At 64.7% G+C, this 17,563-nt stretch carries 22 protein-coding genes; 7 read left to right on the top strand and 15 right to left on the bottom strand.

Annotated features, from left to right (window positions below; translation table 11 throughout):
- Both MNBBLIKP_RS03505 and MNBBLIKP_RS03510 read right to left on the bottom strand, forming a co-directional pair.
- Positions 1-480 (bottom strand): phosphoribosyltransferase (locus MNBBLIKP_RS03505; protein ID WP_088307518.1); only part of this gene is annotated, 480 nt, incomplete at its 3' end.
- On the bottom strand, positions 477-1,490 hold the full coding sequence (locus tag MNBBLIKP_RS03510) for an adenosine deaminase (protein ID WP_088307721.1): 1,014 nt from the start codon (positions 1,488-1,490) through the stop codon (positions 477-479). The genes MNBBLIKP_RS03510 and MNBBLIKP_RS03505, both read right to left, overlap by 4 nt.
- Positions 1,491-1,566: 76 nt before the next feature.
- On the opposite strand from MNBBLIKP_RS03510, the gene MNBBLIKP_RS03515 reads away from it, so the two are divergent.
- On the top strand, positions 1,567-4,278 hold the full coding sequence (locus tag MNBBLIKP_RS03515) for an ATP-dependent DNA helicase (RefSeq protein WP_088307520.1): 2,712 nt from the start codon (positions 1,567-1,569) through the stop codon (positions 4,276-4,278).
- Positions 4,275-4,817 (top strand): SixA phosphatase family protein, encoded by a 543-nt coding sequence (locus tag MNBBLIKP_RS03520; protein WP_088307522.1) that lies wholly within the window; start codon positions 4,275-4,277, stop codon positions 4,815-4,817. The genes MNBBLIKP_RS03515 and MNBBLIKP_RS03520 overlap by 4 nt, the downstream gene beginning before the upstream one ends.
- A gap of 88 nt (positions 4,818-4,905) precedes the next feature.
- Here MNBBLIKP_RS03520 and MNBBLIKP_RS17715 read toward each other — a convergent pair whose 3' ends face one another.
- From MNBBLIKP_RS17715 to rpmF, 7 genes are all read right to left on the bottom strand, one after another.
- The gene (locus tag MNBBLIKP_RS17715) at positions 4,906-5,397 is read right to left on the bottom strand and encodes a hypothetical protein (RefSeq protein WP_140420519.1); all 492 of its coding nucleotides are present in this window, start codon (positions 5,395-5,397) and stop codon (positions 4,906-4,908) included.
- A gap of 165 nt (positions 5,398-5,562) precedes the next feature.
- Entirely contained in the window at positions 5,563-6,996 is a 1,434-nt protein-coding gene (locus MNBBLIKP_RS03525) for an NAD-dependent succinate-semialdehyde dehydrogenase (RefSeq protein WP_088307524.1), read from the bottom strand.
- 60 nt (positions 6,997-7,056) lie between these two features.
- Positions 7,057-7,419: a MerR family transcriptional regulator gene (locus tag MNBBLIKP_RS03530; protein WP_088307526.1), complete on the bottom strand. Its 363-nt coding sequence runs from the start codon at positions 7,417-7,419 to the stop codon at positions 7,057-7,059.
- Between the two features lie 71 nt (positions 7,420-7,490).
- On the bottom strand, positions 7,491-7,787 hold the full coding sequence (locus MNBBLIKP_RS03535; protein WP_088307528.1) for an integration host factor subunit alpha: 297 nt from the start codon (positions 7,785-7,787) through the stop codon (positions 7,491-7,493).
- 108 nt (positions 7,788-7,895) lie between these two features.
- Positions 7,896-8,864: a beta-ketoacyl-ACP synthase III gene (locus tag MNBBLIKP_RS03540; protein ID WP_088307530.1), complete on the bottom strand. Its 969-nt coding sequence runs from the start codon at positions 8,862-8,864 to the stop codon at positions 7,896-7,898.
- On the bottom strand, positions 8,861-9,916 hold the full coding sequence (gene plsX / locus MNBBLIKP_RS03545) for a phosphate acyltransferase PlsX (protein ID WP_088307532.1): 1,056 nt from the start codon (positions 9,914-9,916) through the stop codon (positions 8,861-8,863). The genes MNBBLIKP_RS03540 and plsX overlap by 4 nt, the downstream gene beginning before the upstream one ends.
- Before the next feature lie 30 nt (positions 9,917-9,946).
- A complete protein-coding gene (gene rpmF / locus MNBBLIKP_RS03550) occupies positions 9,947-10,126 on the bottom strand; it encodes a 50S ribosomal protein L32 (protein WP_088307534.1) in 180 nt (59 codons plus the stop codon).
- 166 nt (positions 10,127-10,292) lie between these two features.
- Between rpmF and MNBBLIKP_RS03555 the strand changes: the two genes are divergently transcribed.
- A complete protein-coding gene (locus MNBBLIKP_RS03555) occupies positions 10,293-10,685 on the top strand; it encodes an MAPEG family protein (RefSeq protein ID WP_088307536.1) in 393 nt (130 codons plus the stop codon).
- Positions 10,686-10,725: 40 nt separating this feature from the next.
- Here MNBBLIKP_RS03555 and MNBBLIKP_RS03560 read toward each other — a convergent pair whose 3' ends face one another.
- Both MNBBLIKP_RS03560 and MNBBLIKP_RS03565 read right to left on the bottom strand, forming a co-directional pair.
- Positions 10,726-11,394 (bottom strand): MBL fold metallo-hydrolase, encoded by a 669-nt coding sequence (locus MNBBLIKP_RS03560; protein WP_088307538.1) that lies wholly within the window; start codon positions 11,392-11,394, stop codon positions 10,726-10,728.
- Positions 11,395-11,434: 40 nt separating this feature from the next.
- A complete protein-coding gene (locus MNBBLIKP_RS03565; protein ID WP_088307540.1) occupies positions 11,435-12,085 on the bottom strand; it encodes a S24 family peptidase in 651 nt (216 codons plus the stop codon).
- Positions 12,086-12,189: 104 nt separating this feature from the next.
- Between MNBBLIKP_RS03565 and MNBBLIKP_RS03570 the strand changes: the two genes are divergently transcribed.
- Genes MNBBLIKP_RS03570 through MNBBLIKP_RS03580 form a run of 3 tightly spaced genes read left to right on the top strand, consistent with a single transcriptional unit; the run spans position 12,190 to position 13,397 of the window.
- The gene (locus tag MNBBLIKP_RS03570) at positions 12,190-12,378 is read left to right on the top strand and encodes a hypothetical protein (protein ID WP_088307542.1); all 189 of its coding nucleotides are present in this window, start codon (positions 12,190-12,192) and stop codon (positions 12,376-12,378) included.
- On the top strand, positions 12,368-12,739 hold the full coding sequence (locus MNBBLIKP_RS03575; RefSeq protein ID WP_254912902.1) for a hypothetical protein: 372 nt from the start codon (positions 12,368-12,370) through the stop codon (positions 12,737-12,739). Before MNBBLIKP_RS03570 ends, MNBBLIKP_RS03575 begins: the two co-directional genes overlap by 11 nt.
- Positions 12,740-12,782: 43 nt before the next feature.
- Positions 12,783-13,397: a 2OG-Fe(II) oxygenase gene (locus MNBBLIKP_RS03580; RefSeq protein ID WP_176399640.1), complete on the top strand. Its 615-nt coding sequence runs from the start codon at positions 12,783-12,785 to the stop codon at positions 13,395-13,397.
- On the opposite strand, the gene MNBBLIKP_RS03585 is transcribed toward MNBBLIKP_RS03580, so the two are convergent.
- Positions 13,391-14,329 carry a D-2-hydroxyacid dehydrogenase gene (locus MNBBLIKP_RS03585; protein WP_088307548.1) on the bottom strand — a complete coding sequence of 313 codons (939 nt, stop codon included), beginning with the start codon at positions 14,327-14,329 and terminating at the stop codon, positions 13,391-13,393. The two genes, MNBBLIKP_RS03580 and MNBBLIKP_RS03585, sit on opposite strands and share 7 nt — an antisense overlap.
- A 57-nt stretch (positions 14,330-14,386) precedes the next feature.
- Here MNBBLIKP_RS03585 and MNBBLIKP_RS03590 point away from each other — a divergent pair, with 57 nt between their 5' ends.
- Positions 14,387-15,091, top strand: coding sequence for a TonB-dependent receptor (locus MNBBLIKP_RS03590; protein WP_088307550.1), 705 nt, complete (start codon positions 14,387-14,389; stop codon positions 15,089-15,091).
- On the opposite strand, the gene MNBBLIKP_RS03595 is transcribed toward MNBBLIKP_RS03590, so the two are convergent.
- From MNBBLIKP_RS03595 to cysS, 3 genes are read right to left on the bottom strand one after another with little or no spacing between them, the layout of a single operon-like run.
- Positions 15,088-15,540 (bottom strand): RES family NAD+ phosphorylase, encoded by a 453-nt coding sequence (locus MNBBLIKP_RS03595; protein ID WP_088307552.1) that lies wholly within the window; start codon positions 15,538-15,540, stop codon positions 15,088-15,090. The genes MNBBLIKP_RS03590 and MNBBLIKP_RS03595 overlap by 4 nt on opposite strands.
- Complete coding sequence (locus tag MNBBLIKP_RS03600) at positions 15,537-16,034, bottom strand: DUF3828 domain-containing protein (RefSeq protein ID WP_088307554.1); 498 nt, start codon at positions 16,032-16,034, stop codon at positions 15,537-15,539. Before MNBBLIKP_RS03600 ends, MNBBLIKP_RS03595 begins: the two co-directional genes overlap by 4 nt.
- Positions 16,031-17,476: a cysteine--tRNA ligase gene (gene cysS, locus MNBBLIKP_RS03605; RefSeq protein ID WP_088307555.1), complete on the bottom strand. Its 1,446-nt coding sequence runs from the start codon at positions 17,474-17,476 to the stop codon at positions 16,031-16,033. The genes MNBBLIKP_RS03600 and cysS overlap by 4 nt, the downstream gene beginning before the upstream one ends.
- Between the last annotated feature and the right edge of the window lie 87 nt (positions 17,477-17,563).

The raw sequence follows: 17,563 nt of genomic DNA on the forward strand, positions 1-17,563 counted from the left end.
GTGCGGGAACACCAGCCAGTCTTCGGTTTCGTGGACGTAGAAGTCGGGCTGCAGCGGCGTCTTGTTGCGGCTGGGTTTGTAGTACACCGTCGCGATCCGCACCGTTTCGGGCATGTTGGCGCGGCAGCGGTGTTTGAGTTCGCGCAGGAACGCCTGGATTGAGCGGCCGCTGTCGAACACATCGTCGATCACCAGCAGGCGGTCGGTGGGGCATAGCGTGTCGACCAGATAGCCCAGCGCATAGACGCGGACTTCCTTTTGCTGGTCGATCCCCGCGTAGCTGCTGGTGCGGATCGCGATGTGATCGGCTTCGATGCCGTTGTATTCGAGCAGTTCCTGCACCGCGATCCCGATTGGCGCGCCGCCGCGCCACACGCCGACGATGTGGGTGGGGCGAAACCCGGCGTCGATGATGCGGTTGGCAAGGCGGTAGCTGTCGATCAGCAGGTCGTCGGCGGACAGATAGGTCTTGTCGGTCACTGCGCCGCCGCCCGCACTGCGGCCACATGGCGGGCAATGTCTTCGCCCGGCAGGAACGATCCGGTGAAGCTGTTTTCCGCCAGCTGCACCAGCTCTGCCGCGCTCAGGCCCAGGGCCTTGGTGATGCTGCGGAAATTGTCATTCATATAGCCGCCGAAATAGGCCGGATCGTCCGAATTGACCGTGACCTTGAGACCAAGGTCCAGCATCCGTTTCACCGGGCTGCTCGCCATATCGGGGATCACGCACAGCCGCAGGTTGCTTTGCGGGCAGACGGTGAGCGTCAGTCCGGCCTCCGCGATCCGCCGGGTCAGCGCCGCATCCTCCAGCGCGCGGTTGCCGTGGTCAATCCGTTCGACCTTGAGCAGGTCGAGCGCTTCGGTGACATATGCGGGCGGGCCTTCCTCCCCGGCATGGGCCGTCACGTGCAGGCCCAGCTCGCGCGCTTTCGCGAAGACGCGCTGGAACTTGGCTGGCGGGTGTCCCAGCTCGGACGAATCCAGCCCGACGCCGTGGATGCGGTGCAGGTGCGGCTTGGCCAGTTCCAGCGTGGCAAAGGCCTCCTCCTCGCTCAGGTGGCGCAGGAAACATAGGATCAGGCGGTAGCTGATCCCCAGCCGCGCCTCCCCGTCTTTCAGCGCGCGTTCGATCCCGTTCAGCGCGGTTGCAAACGCCACGCCGCGTGTCGTGTGGCCCTGCGGATCGAAGAAGATCTCGACATGCCGGACCGTGTCCGCGCTCGCCCGTTCCAGATAGGCCCAGGTCAGGTCGTAAAAGTCCTGCTCGGTAATCAGCACCGACATGCCCTGGTAATAGATATCGAGGAAGTCCTGCAGGTTGGAAAACTCATAGGCCGCGCGCACTTCCGCCGCGCTGGCGAAGGGGATGGTGACGCCATTGCGCGCCGCGAGCGCAAACAGCATTTCGGGTTCCAGCGAACCTTCGATGTGCAGGTGCAGTTCGGCCTTGGGCAGGCGGGCGATCAGGGATTCGAGGTCTGGGGTCAGCATCAGTGCAGGCTGACGCAGTGGGGGCAGCGGGTCAACCGGGCTTGCGCCGCGTTCCGCATCCGTTCTAAGCAAGCCCATGGCGGACGCCCTGCCCCTTCCCGCGCTCCACGCCAGCCACGGCGGCTGCTGGCTGCGCGATGGCGCGGGCAATACGCGCGGAGTGGGCAAGGGTGAGGCGATTGTCGCCGCCGCCGATACCCCGCTGCTGCTGCTCAACGCGCCTTTGGTGGCCAGCCGGCTGGGCTATCCCGACCTGTCGGGGCTCGATCTGCTGGAGCTCTATGCCTTTGTCCGCCCGGCGCAGTTCGTGGTGCCCACCCCCAAGGGGCTGGCCCACGCGCTCAACCTGCCCGAAGCGGCGGGCGACGATGCGGTGCCGCTGTTGCTGCAACAGGCCGCCGAAGCCTTGCTCGCCCAGTGCCAGAACCCGGCCTGGGCCGAGCGCGAGGGGGCGTGGAGCACGCTGCAGAACCTGACCAGGCTGCGCTGGCCGTGGGCGCCGCTGGTCGCCCCGCGCCTGACCGCGCCGGGTCAGGCCGAACGCTGGCTGTTCGCGCGTCTGCCCGAATGGGAAGAAGCGCCCGAACGGCCCCAGCCGCAGCAGGTCCAGCTGGATGGGGACGCCGTCACCGCCCGCCTCGCCCAGCTGACCGGCAGCGAGGCCGAAGCCCGCCCGGCTCAGCGTGCCTATGCCGGCGAGGCCGCGCATGTGTTCGATCCGCGCCGCCGTGAAGGGCTGCCGCACTTGCTGCTGGCGCAGGCGGGGACCGGGATCGGCAAGACACTGGGCTATCTCGCCCCGGCCTCGCTGTGGTCCGAGGCTTCGGGCGGGACCGTTTGGGTATCGACCTATACCAAGGCACTGCAACGCCAGTTGCGCCGTGAAAGCAGGCGGGCTTGGGGAGAGCGGCGCACCGATGGCAGCCGCCCGGTGGTAGTGCGCAAGGGGCGGGAGAATTACCTCTGCCTGCTCAATCTGGAAGACGCGCTGCAGGGCGGGTTCACCGGCCGCGCGGCGGTGATGGCGCAGCTGGTGGCGCGCTGGGCGGCCTATAGCCAGGACGGCGACATGATCGGCGGCGATTTGCCCGGCTGGCTCGGCACGCTGTTCCGCCAGCGCGGGATCGCGGCGCTGACCGACCGGCGCGGCGAATGCGTCTATGCCGGGTGCCCGCACTACCGCAAATGCTTCATCGAACGCGCCGCACGGGCCAGCGCGCAGGCCGATCTGGTGATCGCCAACCACGCGCTGGTCATGGTCAACGCCGCACGCGGGCGCGATGCGGCCCAGCGCCCGACGCGGATCGTGTTCGACGAAGGCCACCACGTGTTCGAAGCGGCGGATTCGACCTTTGCCGCCGCGCTGACGGGGGCGGAAACGATCGAGCTGCGGCGCTGGGTGATCGGGCCCGAGCGCGGCAGCAAAGGGCGCCGCCGGGGCCTGTCCGCGCGGCTCGCCGATATTGCCAGCTATGATGAGGCCGGGGGCAAAGCCATCGCCGCCGCGCGCCATGCGGCAGAGGCCTTGCCCGGCGACGGCTGGCTGCAACGGCTGGCCGAAGGAACCCCCTCCGGCCCGCTGGAAGAACTGCTCGCCGCCGTCCGCGCCACGGTTTACGCCCGCGATGAAAGCGGCGGGCAGGAGGCGGGCTATGGGCTGGAGACCGAGGCGGCGCAGCTCGACGGGCCGTTCATCGAGCGCGCCGGGGCGGCGCAAGCGGCGCTGGCCGAACTGCGCGGGCCGCTGATCCGGCTGGGTTCGCGGCTGGAAGCGATCATGGCCGAACCGCCCGACTGGCTTGACGGCCCCGGCCGCGCCAGGATCGAAGGCGCGCGCCATTCGCTGACCTGGCGGATCGACCTGCTGACCGCGTGGGAAGCGCTGCTTGACCGGCTGGGCGGCCCGGCCGATCCGCAATTCGTCGATTGGCTGGCGGTGGAGCGCGGCGATGCGCGCGAATTCGATGTCGGGCTGCACCGCCGTTGGCTCGATCCGATGCAGCCGTTTGCCAAGGTCGTGCTCGAACCCGCGCACGGGGTGATGATCACCAGCGCGACCTTGCGCGACGGGGCCGATTGGGCCGCAGCGGTGGACAAAAGCGGCGCCCCCGCGCTCGGCATTGCCCCGCGCCTGTCGGGGTTCGACAGCCCGTTTGACTATGCCGCCCAGGCCGAAGTACTGATCGTCACCGATGTCCCGCGCGGCGATGTTTCGGCGCTGGCCGGGGCCTATGGCCGCCTGATCGAAGCGTCAAAGGGCGGCGCGCTGGGCCTGTTCACTGCGATCCGCCGCCTGCGCGCGGTGCATGGCCGAATTGCCGACCGGCTCGCCCGCAGCGGGCTGCCGCTTTATGCCCAGCACGTCGATCCGATCGACACCGGCACGCTGGTCGATATCTTCCGCGATGATCCCCACGCCTCGCTGCTCGGCACCGATGCCCTGCGTGACGGGGTGGACGTGCCCGGCCATTCGCTGCGGTTGGTGGTGATGGAGCAAGTGCCCTGGCCCAAGCCCTCGATCCTCCACCGCGCGCGGCGGCTGGCGGGGGGCGGCAGCGCCTATGACGACCGGATCATCCGCGCGCGGCTGGCCCAGGCGTTCGGCCGCCTGATTCGCAGCCGCGAGGACCATGGACACTTCGTGGTGCTCTCCGCCGCTTTCCCCAGCCGCCTGCTCTCCGCATTTCCCCCAGGCACCCCTGTCACGCGATTGACACTGGATCAGGCTTTACAACGCGTCGCCGCTGGTGCTTTTGGCAAGCCCGCAAAGATAGAGAGCGAACCTTGAAAACCCTGGGCCTGTTCCGTCACGCAAAGTCCGACTGGCACGATCCGCGCGCGCGCGATTTTGATCGGCCGCTCAACGGGCGCGGGCGCAAGGGTGCAGCGGTGATGGGGCAGCATATCCGTGACCACGGCCTCGGCTGGGATCGGGTGGTGGCCAGTCCGGCAATCCGCTGCGCCGAAACGATCGAGATCGCCTCCGCCGCGGCCGAACGCCCGATCGCGATCAATTGGGACCGCCGCATCTACCTCGCCAGCAGCGCCACGCTGGCGGACCTGCTGCGCGAACTCGATGGCGATCCCGCCGCCGTGCTGATGGTCGGGCACAATCCGGGACTGGAAGACCTCATCTTCGACCTTGTCCCCGATGACGGCACCAGCCCATTGCGCGACGTGGTGGAAGAGAAATTCCCCACCGCGACCTATGCTGTGCTGGAACTGGATATCGGCCGCTGGGAAGACCTCACGGACAACTGCGCCAAACTCGTTCACCTGACCCGCCCGCGCGATCTGGACCCGGCGCTTGGGCCGGAACTGGTCTAGGCTAACGCTATCGACAGCTGTGCAAGCCTGTTGCTCTAAACCTGCCTTTCTGGACGCGACGACATTGCGGACGTTTAGGACTGCACAGTTAGGTGGGTGGTGGCGCCGAACGGATAGAGACCGGCTCAATTTCGCTGGCTCTGTCAAAGCAAAGGACCGTCTTTGAACGACAATGATTACTCGCCCGGCCGGTAATCACGACATAGCTATCTGCGTAGAGGAGATTCGCCTGCAAATCGAAAAATGACCAGTTCGTCCCCGGACCAATCGAAAGAGCTGGGTGGTTGGGAAATGGAAAACCGGATACGTCGGTGGCTCCTTTCACTATCGCGGCATGGATATCAGACATTGCCTGATCCACATCCGAAGACTCCGCCTTCGTGCGGTAGAGGCGGCAACTGAGCGCTTCACACTCTCCCAGAAAACCGGTCACCTTGATTGTCTTGCCGTTCAACCGATCTATGTCCGCCATAACCTGATCGACTGTAAGAGTCCTGGTGGCCGTCGTGCTGCCACAAGCTGTCATTGTGAGAGCCATAAGCAGGCCAATTACAGAACGAAGGTTGACGTTAACTTCCATATTCCTAGCTTAGTCAGCCGACGTCCGCTTACCACCCCAAATCAAGCGTTCGCTCGATCCAGTGAACGCATCAAAAGCGGACCGGTAGTTCCCCTCAATATTTCCTCCAAACATCTCACTGCGGCAGCGATCGCTTTCCGAACTTTGCGGAGTAATCGCCCCCCCTCACGCCATATGGATCGCCTTGACCGCCAAATAACTATCCAGCCCCTCAAGCCCGCCTTCGCTGCCAAAGCCTGAGTGCTTGACCCCGCCGAACGGTGCGTCGCTGGCGCTGATGGCGAAGGTGTTGATGCCGACCATGCCGCTTTCGATCCCGTCGCCCAGCAGGTTGGCCTGGCGCATGTTCTCGGTAAAGGCGAAGGCGGCGAGGCCGTAAGGGAGGCGGTTGGCTTTGGTTAGGGCGTCTTCCAGCGTGGTGAACGGGGCAGCCACCGCGACCGGGCCGAACGGTTCGTTGTTCATGATGTCGGCGCTGTCCGGCACGTCGGCCAGCAGGGTCGGCTGAAAGAAGAACCCGGCATTGCCGCGCTTGCCCCCGGCCATTACCCGCGCGCCCTTGGCTTCGGCATCGGCGACCAGGGCGGAGATCGCATCGGGGCGGCGGACATTGGCAAGCGGGCCCATCTTCGTTTCTGCATCAAGCCCGTGCCCGGTCTGCACCCCCGCCGTGCGCGCGGCGAAGCCATCGATGAAGCGCTGATAGATCCCTTCCTGGACATAGAACCGCGTCGGGCTGACGCAGACTTGCCCGGCGTTGCGGAACTTTTGCGGCACGACCATATCGAGCGTCTTGTCCAGATCGCAATCGTCGAACACCAGCACCGGGGCGTGGCCGCCCAGCTCCATCGTCGTTCGCTTCAGCCCGTCTGCCGCCAGCCGCATCAGGTGCCGCCCGACCGGAACCGAGCCGGTGAAGCTGACCTTGCGGATCACTTCCGAGCCCAGCAGATGGCGGCTGACCGCGTCGGGCACGCCGTGGACCAGCTGGACCACCCCGGCGGGCAGGCCGGCATCGATCAGGCAGCGCAGCAGCATGCCGGTGCAGCCCGGGGTCTCCTCGGGCGGCTTGGCAATCACCGAACAGCCCACCGCGAGCGCGGAGCCGAGCTTCTTGGCCATCAGGTACAGCGGGAAATTCCACGGGCTGAACGCCGCGACCGGGCCGACCGGCTGCTTGATCACCAGCGCGCGCTGCCCGCTGGGGCGCGGCAGGACGCGGCCATAGATCCGGGTCGCTTCTTCCGCGCACCAATCGAAGAAAGCAGCACTGCTGACCACTTCGCCCTTGGCCTCGGCCAGCGGCTTGCCTTGTTCCAGCGTCAGGGTGCGGCCAATTGTATCGGCCCGTTCGCGCAGCAGGGCGGCGGCCTTGCGCAGTACGGCGGCGCGTTGTTCTGGCGCCGTCGTGCGCCACAGGCCGAACATGCGGTCGGCCGTGGCCAGAGCTTCGTCGAGATCGGCGGGGCTGGCCAGCGGCACTTCGGCGATCACTTCGCCGCGGGCCGGATCGACCACCGGGAACAGGTCGCGCCCTTCGCCCACTTTCCAGCCGCTGCCAATGAACAGCGCCAGATCCGCATCATAATCGTAAGCCATGCCAACCTCATTTGAACCAGAGGCGGACTGGTAACGATTGAAACGGAATTTGGCGAGCCGCTATCGGCTGTCGTGCAGTGCCTGAACCAGAGTTGTCCGCAGCGCGATCAGCCGGGCGCGGTTGGCGAACTGGTTGCCCGGCGTGGCAGGCGCGGTGTTTTGCGGGGCGGGAGCGGCGGTGGGCTGCGCTGCGCCGCGTTTGGCCGCGCCGCCTTGCAGCGCCTGCTTGGCGCCTTTCAGCGTATAGCCTTCACGGTGGACCAGCCGGTCGATCGTTTCGACCATCGCCACATCTTCCACCCGGTAATAGCGCCGCCCACCGCTGCGCTTGAGCGGCCTCAGCGAAGGAAACTGCTCTTCCCAATAGCGCAGCACGTGCGGGCGGATGCCCAATGCCTTGGCCACTTCACCAATCGTGCGCATAGCCCCTGCATCTTTGCCATCGGCAAAGCGGGTGGGCTCCTCAGGCGGGGAGAGCAGATCCTCCCCGGTGCTCACCCTTTGGCGATCCGGTCTTTCAACATCTGGCTGGCACGGAACGTCAGCACCCGGCGCGGGGTGATCGGCACTTCGATCCCGGTTTTCGGATTGCGGCCAATCCGCTGGCCCTTGTCGCGCAGCAGGAATGTACCAAAGCCCGAAATCTTGACGTTTTCGCCCTGTTCCAGCGCGCCAGACATCATGTCGAGAATCGCTTCGACCATGCCGAGCGATTCAGAGCGTGACAGACCAACCTTGCGGTTGATTGCTTCGGCCAGATCGGCCCGGGTCAGTGTGTTCATCGAGCGCATGCAGCGCTTCCCCCAATGCTAGTGGCGCGACCACCGAGTCGGGAGAATAGTCCAATATCGCGCAATTGCAACGCAATCGGCAGCATTCTTCAACGCTGCGGAAACCATTCAAACCCGCAGCAATGCAGCGCCCCAGGTGAACCCGCCGCCCATCGCCTCAAGCACGATGAGTTGCCCGGGCTGGATCCGCCCATCGCGCACCGCCGTATCAAGCGCGAGCGGAACCGATGCGGCGCTGGTGTTGGCGTGCTGGTCTACTGTCACCACCACACGTTCGGGTGGCAAACCCAGCTTTTTCGCGGTCGCATCCAGGATCCGCTGGTTGGCCTGATGCGGCACCACCCAGTCAAGATCGGCCGAGGTATAGCCGCATTCGGCCAGCACATTGGCCAGCACATCGGCCAGGTTGACCACGGCATGGCGGAACACTTCGCGCCCCTTCATCCTGAGGTGTCCGACGCTTTGCGTGGTCGATGGGCCGCCATCGACATAGAGCAGTTCGTTGTGTGCCCCATCAGCATGAAGGTGCGTGGCCAGGATCCCCGGCCCGTCCGCCGCCACGTCGCGCGCTTCCAGCACCACCGCGCCCGCACCATCGCCAAACAGCACGCAGGTCGCGCGGTCTTCCCAGTCGAGCAGCCGGGTCATCGTTTCGGCCCCGATCACCAGCGCGCGCTTCGCCATCCCGGCTTTCAGCATCGCATCCGCGACCCCCAGGCCATAGAGAAAGCCCGAGCAGACGGCCGCGACGTCAAACGCGATCCCGCCATTCGCGCCGATCGCGTCCTGCACGATCGTGGCGGTGGCGGGAAAGGTCTGGTCCGGGGTGGTCGTGGCCAGCACGATCAGCCCGATGTCGCTGCCCTGCAGTCCGGCCGCAGCCAATGCCTTGTTCGCAGCTTCGATCGCCAGGGTCGATGTGGTCTCCCCCTCGCCCGCGATGTGGCGCTGACGGATCCCGCTGCGTTCAACGATCCATTCGTCGCTCGTATCGACCGTCTGTGCCAGTTCCTGGTTGGAAACAACGCGGCGCGGCAAAGCAGAGCCGGTGCCGGTCAGGACGGAGCGCAAGGTCATTCAGCAGCTTTCGGGCTCGTGCGGAGGTTTTCGGCACCCAGCCGGGCAAGGTCGGCAGCGATCCGCTCGGTCAGGCTTTCTTCCAGCAGCCGCGCGGTGACAGCAACAGCATTGGCAACGCCCAGCGCCGAGGCCGACCCGTGGCTTTTCACCACCACGCCGTTCAGCCCCAGGAACACCGCGCCGTTGTGATTGTTGGGATCGAGATGATGCTTGAGCAGCTCTGTCGCCGGGCGGCTGACCAGAAAGCCGAACTTGGAGCGCAATGAACTGGCAAAGGCGCGGCGCAGCAAGTCTGCCACGAATCGCGCGGTTCCCTCTACCGCTTTGAGTGCGATATTGCCCGAGAACCCGTCGGTCACCACCACGTCAACGTCGCCCCGGCCCAGCTTGTCGGCCTCGATAAAGCCATCGAACTGGATCGAGAGGTCCTGTGCCGCCGCCTTCAGGATCGACGCGGCGTCCTGCAACTGGCCCGTGCCCTTAGTTTCCTCGCTGCCGATGTTGAGCAAGCGGACGCGCGGGGCATCGTGGCCGGTGACGATCCGGGCATAGGCCGCGCCCATCACCGCGAACTGCACCAGGTTGCGGGTATCGCATTCGGTATTGGCGCCCAGATCCAGCATCACCAGATCGGTATCGCCCAGCGTGGGGAGCAGCGCCGACAGCGCGGGCCGGTCAATCCCCGGCATGGTCCGCAGTGCCAGTTTGGCCATGGCCATCAGCGCGCCGGTGTTCCCGCCGCTGACCGCGGCCCCGGCATCCCCCGCCTTCACGGCATTGATCGCCATGCCCATCGACGTGGTCTTGGCGCGGCGCAGCGCCTGAGTCGGCCGCTCATCGCCGCTCACCACATCGGGGGCGTGCAGAATCTCGCTCGCGGCGCGCAGGTTGGGATGGCTATCAAGCGCGGACTTGATCCGCTCTTCATCGCCAACCAGCAGGAATTTGAAGCGATCGTGGCGGCGACGCGCCAGCGCCGCGCCTTCGATCATCACGCGCACGCCTTCATCGCCGCCCATCGCATCAACGGCGATACGCGGCAGGCTCATGCGTCTAACCCCCTGATTTTCGCGGCGAGCTTAGAGCCCGACGGCGAGGACTTCGCGGCCGTTGTAGTGACCGCAGGCCGGGCACAGGTTGTGCGGGCGCTTCAGTTCACCGCAGTTCGAGCATTCGTGGAATGCTTCGACCTTCAGCGCATCATGGCTGCGGCGCATGCCCCGGCGGGACGGCGAGGTTTTTCTTTTGGGGACAGCCATTGCGGCACCTGTTCCTGCAAATTCTAGACGTCTAAGAAGGCCGCGCTGGGCATGAAGGCCGGGCGGAGCGAAGGCGCGCCTATACAGATTCTGTAGCGGGTTGCAAGCTTCGTCAGACCGAATGATCCAGCCAGGTCGACGCTTGGGTCGCACAGGGGAGAATACGATGCTGCTGACAACCACCCTTTCACTGGCCGCCGCCGCGGCTGTCATCAATTTCTGGCTCGCGCTGCGCTGCGGCCAGGTCCGCGCCAAGGAAAAGATCAGCATCGGCACGGGCGGCAATGACTTGCTCGAACGGCGGATGCGCGCACAGCTCAACTTTGTGGAGAACACCCCCTGGGTGCTGCTGCTGATCGCCGGAATCGAACTGGCCGGCAAGGGCGGCGCCTGGCTCGCCCCGGTCGGCGGGCTCTATATGCTCGGCCGGGTGGCGCATGGTCTGGGCATGGACGGCACCAATCTGGAAAAGGGCCGCGGGATCGGCACCATGATCACGATGCTGACCCAGCTGGGCCTGGCTGTGGTGGCCGTACTGGTGGTTCTGGGAATGATGTAACGGAAACGATCCTCCCCGTTCGCGGGGAGGATATTCCCGCTCAGCTCAGCGCATAGTCGCTGACAAAGCCATTGGTCTGCCGTTCGCGCCCGAAGGTGCTGTTGGGGCCGTGGCCGGGCACAAAGGTCACGTCATTGCCCAGCGGCCACAACTTTTGCGTGATCGAATCGATCAGTTGCTGGTGATTGCCGCGGGGAAAATCGGTCCGCCCGATTGAGCCCTGGAACAATACGTCACCCACGATCGCCAGATGCCCCAGCGGATAGTGGAACACGACATGCCCCGGCGTGTGGCCCGGGCAATGGATCACGTCGAGCGTAACCTCGCCCACCGTCACCGTGTCGCCATCTTTCAGCCAGCGATCCGGCACGAAGTTTTCGGCCGGCATGTTGTACTGCCGCCCCGATTCCTGCAGCCGGTCGAGCCAGAACTGGTCGTCCTCGTGCGGTCCTTCAATCGGCACGCCCAGCTCGCGCGCATAGATTCCCGTCACGCCGCAGTGGTCCATGTGGCCGTGGGTGACGAGCAGCTTTTCAATCGTCACTCCCACCTTGGCAACCACAGCGCGCACTTTGTCGAGATCGCCCCCAACATCGCACAGCGCTCCGCGCATGGTTTTGGTGCACCACAGCAGGGTGCAATTCTGTTCAAGCGGGGTCACGGGGATGATCCCCACGCGCAGCGGCGGTTCGGTCTGTTGATCGGTCATTATGCGGATGTGGCGCGGAGCCGCGCCGATTGCAATCCCATCACAATCGCCCGCTTTTCCACACCACCCGGCCGATCACTTCCACCTCGCCCGGATCCAGTTCGATTGTCCGGTAGGCGGGATTATCGCTGACCAGGGCGACCACGCCGGGGCGGGCGAGGTCGAGGCGTTTGACCAGCAGCGCATCGCCGGTGCGAACCACGTGAATCCCATCCCGCAAAGGACGCGGGCTGCGATCGACCAGGATTTCGTCGCCATCGCGCAGGGTCGCTTCCATCGAATCGCCTTCCACCCGGATCGCCGAGAGCATTGCCGGATCGAGCCCCTGCTCGCGCAGCCAGCGCGCGGCGAAGCGGAAGGCCCCGATCGGCATTTCTTCCAGCGCCAGCGCCCCCGGCCCGGCTGAGGCCCCCAGCGGCAGGCGCGGCACGTCCACCCAATCGCCGCGCGCGGGCTTTGCCAGCGGTGTGGAGGAATTTTCCTCTGGTGCGCCAAGCTCACTTTCCTCCACTCCAAAGAACCGTGCGAGTGCGCGCCGGTCAGTCTCCTCCAGCTTGCGCGGGCTGCCTTTGCGGATGAACTGCTGCAAATAGGTGCTGTTGCGGCCAATCAGTTCTGACAGGCCGGACAGACTGGCACCGCGCTCGGTCGCAAGATCGAGCAAACGGGCACGAGGATCATGGGTAACCATGAATCGTACTTAGCTGATGTATTTTTCCTAGACAAGTAGGATTTCACCCTCAACAACAGGATTATTCCCACGGCGATTCGCCACCAGTCAGGAGGAATTTGCCCATGCTGATTCGCCGGATCGAGCGCTTTCTGCGCGAAACCGGAATGCCCTGGACCAAGTTCGGCCGCCTCGCCGCGCAGGATCCCCGCTTTGTCGAGGATCTGCGCAATGGCCGCGTGCCCCGCCCGCGCACGGAACGTCGCGTGGAACATTTCATGAACATCTACAAGGAAAGCGCCCGTGCAAATTGATCCCGCCGCCCAGTCTGCGATGCGCCAGCTGCTCACCCGCCCGGTTCGCCGCAGCACCTGGCTGCACCTGCTGTCAGCCCTGATGGAACTGGCCGAGGGCCAGGCCGAACTGATCAGCCACAGCGAACGCGCCTGGGCCAGCGCGACCTTTGCGGGCACCCGCCACCGGGTGGTGCTGCGCTTTGACGGGGGCACGGCGGTGGAGGCGGGCGAACAGTTCATCGATGGCCTGGGCGAACACGAATTCACCATCCCGCGCCAGCTGGTGGCCGATGCCGCCGTGATGGAAGCCAGCCACACCGCGTTGCCCCAGCCCTGCCTTGAAGTGACGGTGGAACTGCTGTTGCTTGATGACGCCTAGCGGGCTAGCCCGGCCCCTGACCCAAGGGCAAAGGGACGCAATCGTGGCCGATCTGACAGCGCGCTATGCAATCTATGACGATTTTCTGGAGGCCGACTGCGCCGATCGCCTGCTGCAATTCGCCATGGACAACCAGGCCAGCTTTGCCCCTACCCGCGTCAAGCAGGGCGAAGGCAGCAATGTCGCCACGGAGTATCGCCACTCAACCCGGTTTGAAGCACCGCCCGGCCCGCCGATGCTGGAACTGCGCGCTGCCCTGACCGCGCGGTTCCCCGATCTGTGCGCGGCGGTGGGGGTCAAACCGTTTGACCTTGCCCGGTTCGAAATGGAAATGGCGGCGAGCGGCGATGGCGACTTTTTCGGGCGGCACATCGATACCTTCAGCGGTGACAGCCGTGAGCGCGGGCGCGACCGGATGCTGACTGCGGTCTATTACTTTCATCGCCAGCCCAAGGGGTTCGAGGACGGCTTGCTGGCGCTCTATGGTTTCGTCGCGACCGAACCGGCCGCCCTGATCGAACCGCGCCACAACCGCTTGCTGGTGTTCCCCGCGATCGCCCCGCACGAAGTGCTGCCGGTGAAATGCGCCAGCGGGCTGTTTGCCGATTCGCGCTTTACGGTGAACTGCTGGTTCAACCGGGGAATGACGGGTCAGTAACCCCGCACCAGGTCAACTTCGCTTTCCATGACCCCGCCCGCGCGAAACGCCGGAAGGTTGCGCAGAAAACGTTCCGCCGCGCGTTCGTACATCCGGGTCTGGGCGCGCCCGGACAGGTGCATGGTGACCACCGCATTGTCCAGGCGCCACAGCGGGTGCCCGGCGGGCAAAGGCTCAGGCGTGGTCACGTCCAGAAAGGCCCCGCCGATCCGCCGCTGCTCCAGGGTCGCCACCAGCGCATCCTGATCGACCACGCCGCCGCGCGCGATGTTGATCAGCACCGCATTGCTGTTCATCGCCGCAAGTTCAGCCGCGCCGATCATCCGTTCGGTCTCTGCCGTTTGCGGCACTGCCAGAATCACCCAGTCGAACTCGCCCAGCCGCGCGCGCCATTCATCCGGCCCCAACGTGCCGGGACCTGAATTGCGGCGGACCTTGGTGACTTCTACTCCGAACGCTGCAAGCCGCCGGTCAATCTCCTGCCCGATCGCGCCATAGCCCAGGATCAGCGCCTTGCTTTCAAACAGCTCGCGCTTGCCCGGCGCGTCCTTCAGCCATTCGCCGCGCCCCTGTGCCCGCAGCACCGCCGGGTAATCCTTGGCAAAGGACAACATGCCCAGCACCACATATTCAGCGATAGTGATCGCATTGATCCCCGCCCCGTTGGTCAGCTGCACGCCGCGCTGAGCCATCAGATCAAGCGGGAAGAAATCGAGCCCGGCATAGCCGGTGTTGAGCCAGCGCATCCGCTCTGCCAGGCGCACCGCCTCGATCACATCGGCCTTGGTGTACATATCGAACCAGCCAATCTCTGCCTCAGGCGCGAGCGCGAACACCTCTTCCTTGGTGGCATACCAGCGCGGCTCGATCCAATCGGGCAGGTGCGCTTCGAGCAGAGGGCGCAGCAGGGCGTTGATTACGGTAACGGTCATTTGACTTGGCCCTTCGAAAGCGCGAACTTGTTTTGCAATAGGAAGCTGGAGGTCTCAATGAAAGGCACATTGGCGGTAATAGCGCTAGCTTTGATCGCGGCGCCAGGCGCGGCACAGGACCTCCAATCGCAGGAAGTCGTGGTGACGGCTTCGCGGATTGAACAGGATGGGTATCAGCGCGATATGCCGGCTGTTGGGCTTCGCCGGACTGCCGACTTTCTGGTGCAGGAAGTGACCATCCGGGGAGACTCTCGTGATCCGAAGCAGCGGGCATCGGAAATTCGCCAGATGCTGCAAAAAGCCGTCCAGATGGCTGGTCAGAATGGCGTACAATTGGCTTACGGCGACTACATCCTGACCCCATTGACGATGGACAACCTCGACGAAGTAACCTTGTCGGATGACAATCGCCCCGACAGCCAGAAGATCGATTTCCTGGTCAAGGCTCAGTTAGCTGGCAAGGAGGGCGGTGCTGCGGCACAGAAACGGATCGAAAGCTATGTCGAAGCGGTTCCCGAAGTCGGCCGAGCCCAAATGGACGAGAGCGGCGATTCTTCGCTTTCGATTGTGGGACCGGATCAATACCGGTTGCAAATCGGAGACAAGGTAATGGACGATGCGCGAGCGCTGTCTGCCAAAATGGGACCGAGTTATGCCGTATCAATCGAAGGTCTGAACATGCCGGTCATGTGGACGCATGCAGGTCCTTCCGAGGTCATGCTCTACATTCCATACAAGCTGATAATTGTTCCCAAGCCCTAAGCACGAAATGAATCAAGCATAGGCGGGCGGTGCAGGCATTCGGCAAAGCTGAACGGGCGGCAGGTGAGCGGGGCGACGCGTGCGGCGAGGGGGTGGTGCGGGTTGAGGTAGATCACGTCAGCCTCGGGTAGCACTTTCGAGCGGATCGCACAGGTCAGCGAGCGGCGGGATTCAAACCATTCGCCCACGAAGGCCCGGATCGTGGCTTCATCGGGATCGGGCACGCGCAGCGGCTTTTCATCCACTTCGGTCCAGCCGAGCACGAAATCGTCCGGGATGCCCTGCAAGTTCTGAGGCTGATAGCGCAGCGCCACCAGCACCGCGAGCCCGGCCTCACTGGCCAGACTGACCACCGGCTGCCCCGATGGCGCATAACGTGCCCCGTGCAGTTCCGCCCCTTTGCCGTCGAGCGCCACAAAGGGCGCGCGGGTGAGGCGCCAAAGCTTCATTCGCCCGGCTTTTCCTTCAGTTCCTGGCGCAGGGTGGCCTTGATCCCGGTGGGGACGCTATCGCTGAACAGATCGTCGATCAGCCAGCGCCCGCCTTGCCGGACCAAAATCAGCCGCTGGAGCGAGGCGCTGCCCCACCCGGCATTGACCCGCACTTTCACTTCGGCCCGGTTCGGGCCCAGGCTGCGCAACGACAGCCGGGTCCAGCGAAATTTCTGCGCGTCCCAATCCTGGCAATCGCAGAACCAGCTGTAATCCGACAAAGCGGTCAGATTTTCGCCGGTGTGCTTGTCCCACGTCTTGATCAGCGTGGTGACTTCGGCGGAATAGACCGGTTTCTGCCAATCGGCCGGACCGTTATCGGCATCGCTTTTGTAGCCGCCATAGGCTTTCAGCAGCACGGCATCGACCTGCGCGGGTGCCGGGCCAGCCGGTGCGGCGGCGATCAGGGCCAAGGGCGCGAGCGCCAGGGCCAGACGGTGCAATGCATTCATCCCAGTTTCCACTCCCACCCCAACGAGTCCCCATCCATCACTTCGACGCCTTGCGCGGCGAGTTCATCGCGCAAGGCATCTGACGTCGCGAAATCCTTCGCCGCGCGCGCTTCCTTGCGGGCAGCCAGCCTGGCTTCGATTTCGGCTTCGGTGATGGTGACCTGCACCGGGCGGATGCGCAAGTCGGCGCGGGTGAGGGTCAGGAGATTGAGGCCGAGAACGGCGTCCATCGCGGCGATTGCTGCCAGCTTTTCCCCGGCATCAACCTTTTTCAGTGAGGCCACTTCTTCCAGCACGGTCAGGGCCACTGCGGTGTTGAGGTCATCGGCCACGGCAGCATCGAAGCGGTCCATGAAGGGCGCAAACCTGGTCCCGGCGGTCACGCCCGGCTGCGTCTGCGCCCGCAGATTCTCAACCGCCAGCACCAGCCGCTTCAACCGCACCAAAGCCGCCTCCAGCCCTTCCCAGCTGTACTCCAGCTCACTGCGATAATGCGCCTGCAAGCACAGCATCCGGTAGGCGAGCGGATGGTAGCCCTTGTCGATCAGCAATTGCAGTCGCAGGAATTCCCCGCTCGACTTGCTCATCTTGCCCGAGCGTTCGACGAGAAAATTGTTGTGCATCCACACGTTGGCGCCGGAATTTGCCGCCAGGTCGAGCCCGTTGGTGCAGCAGAACGCCTGGTTCTGCGCAATCTCGTTCGGATGGTGGATCTCGCGGTGGTCGATCCCGCCGGTGTGGATATCGAACGGGAAGCCGAGCACCTGACCCGACATGACCGAGCATTCAAGATGCCAGCCCGGCGCGCCCCGGCCCCAGGGGCTGTCCCATTCCATCTGGCGCTTTTCGCCCGGCGGGGTCTTGCGCCAGATCGCGAAATCGGCGGCGTTGCGCTTGCCTTCCACCGCTTCGATCCGGCCTTCCCCATCATCGGTCTGGGCGCGGGCGAGGCGGCCGTAATCGGCCACGGTCGAAACGTCGAAATAGAGCCCGCTGTCGAGTTCGTAGCAGTGCTTGTCGGCAATCGACTTCGCGAATTCCAGCATCTGCGGCACGAATTCGGTCGCGATGGTCCACTGCGCCGGCTGGCGGATGTTGAGCGCCTTCACATCGGCCCAATAGGCCTCGGTATAGTGCCGGGCGATGTCCCAGATCGACTGGGCATTGGCCGCCGCAGCCTTTTCCAGCTTGTCCTCGCCCGCGTCGGCATCGTCGGTCAGATGGCCCACATCGGTGATGTTGATCACGTGGGTCAGCTTGTACCCCTTGAAGCTCAGCGTGCGGCCCAGGATGTCGGCAAAGACATAGGCGCGCATGTTGCCGATGTGGGGGTAGTTATAGACCGTCGGCCCGCAGCTATAGACCCGTGCCTCGTTCGCGTGGACGGGCTGGAATGTCTCCAGCTGGCGGGTCAGGCTGTTGAACAGGCGCAATTCGGTCATAGGCTTGGCCTTACGCGGGATGGTGTGCGGGTCAAGACTTCGCGGGAGATCGGACCGCGGGATAGTTCACGCAGGGGCGCAGAGAAG

It is taken from the genome of Novosphingobium sp. B 225, from assembly GCF_002198665.1.
GTDB lineage: Bacteria > Pseudomonadota > Alphaproteobacteria > Sphingomonadales > Sphingomonadaceae > Novosphingobium.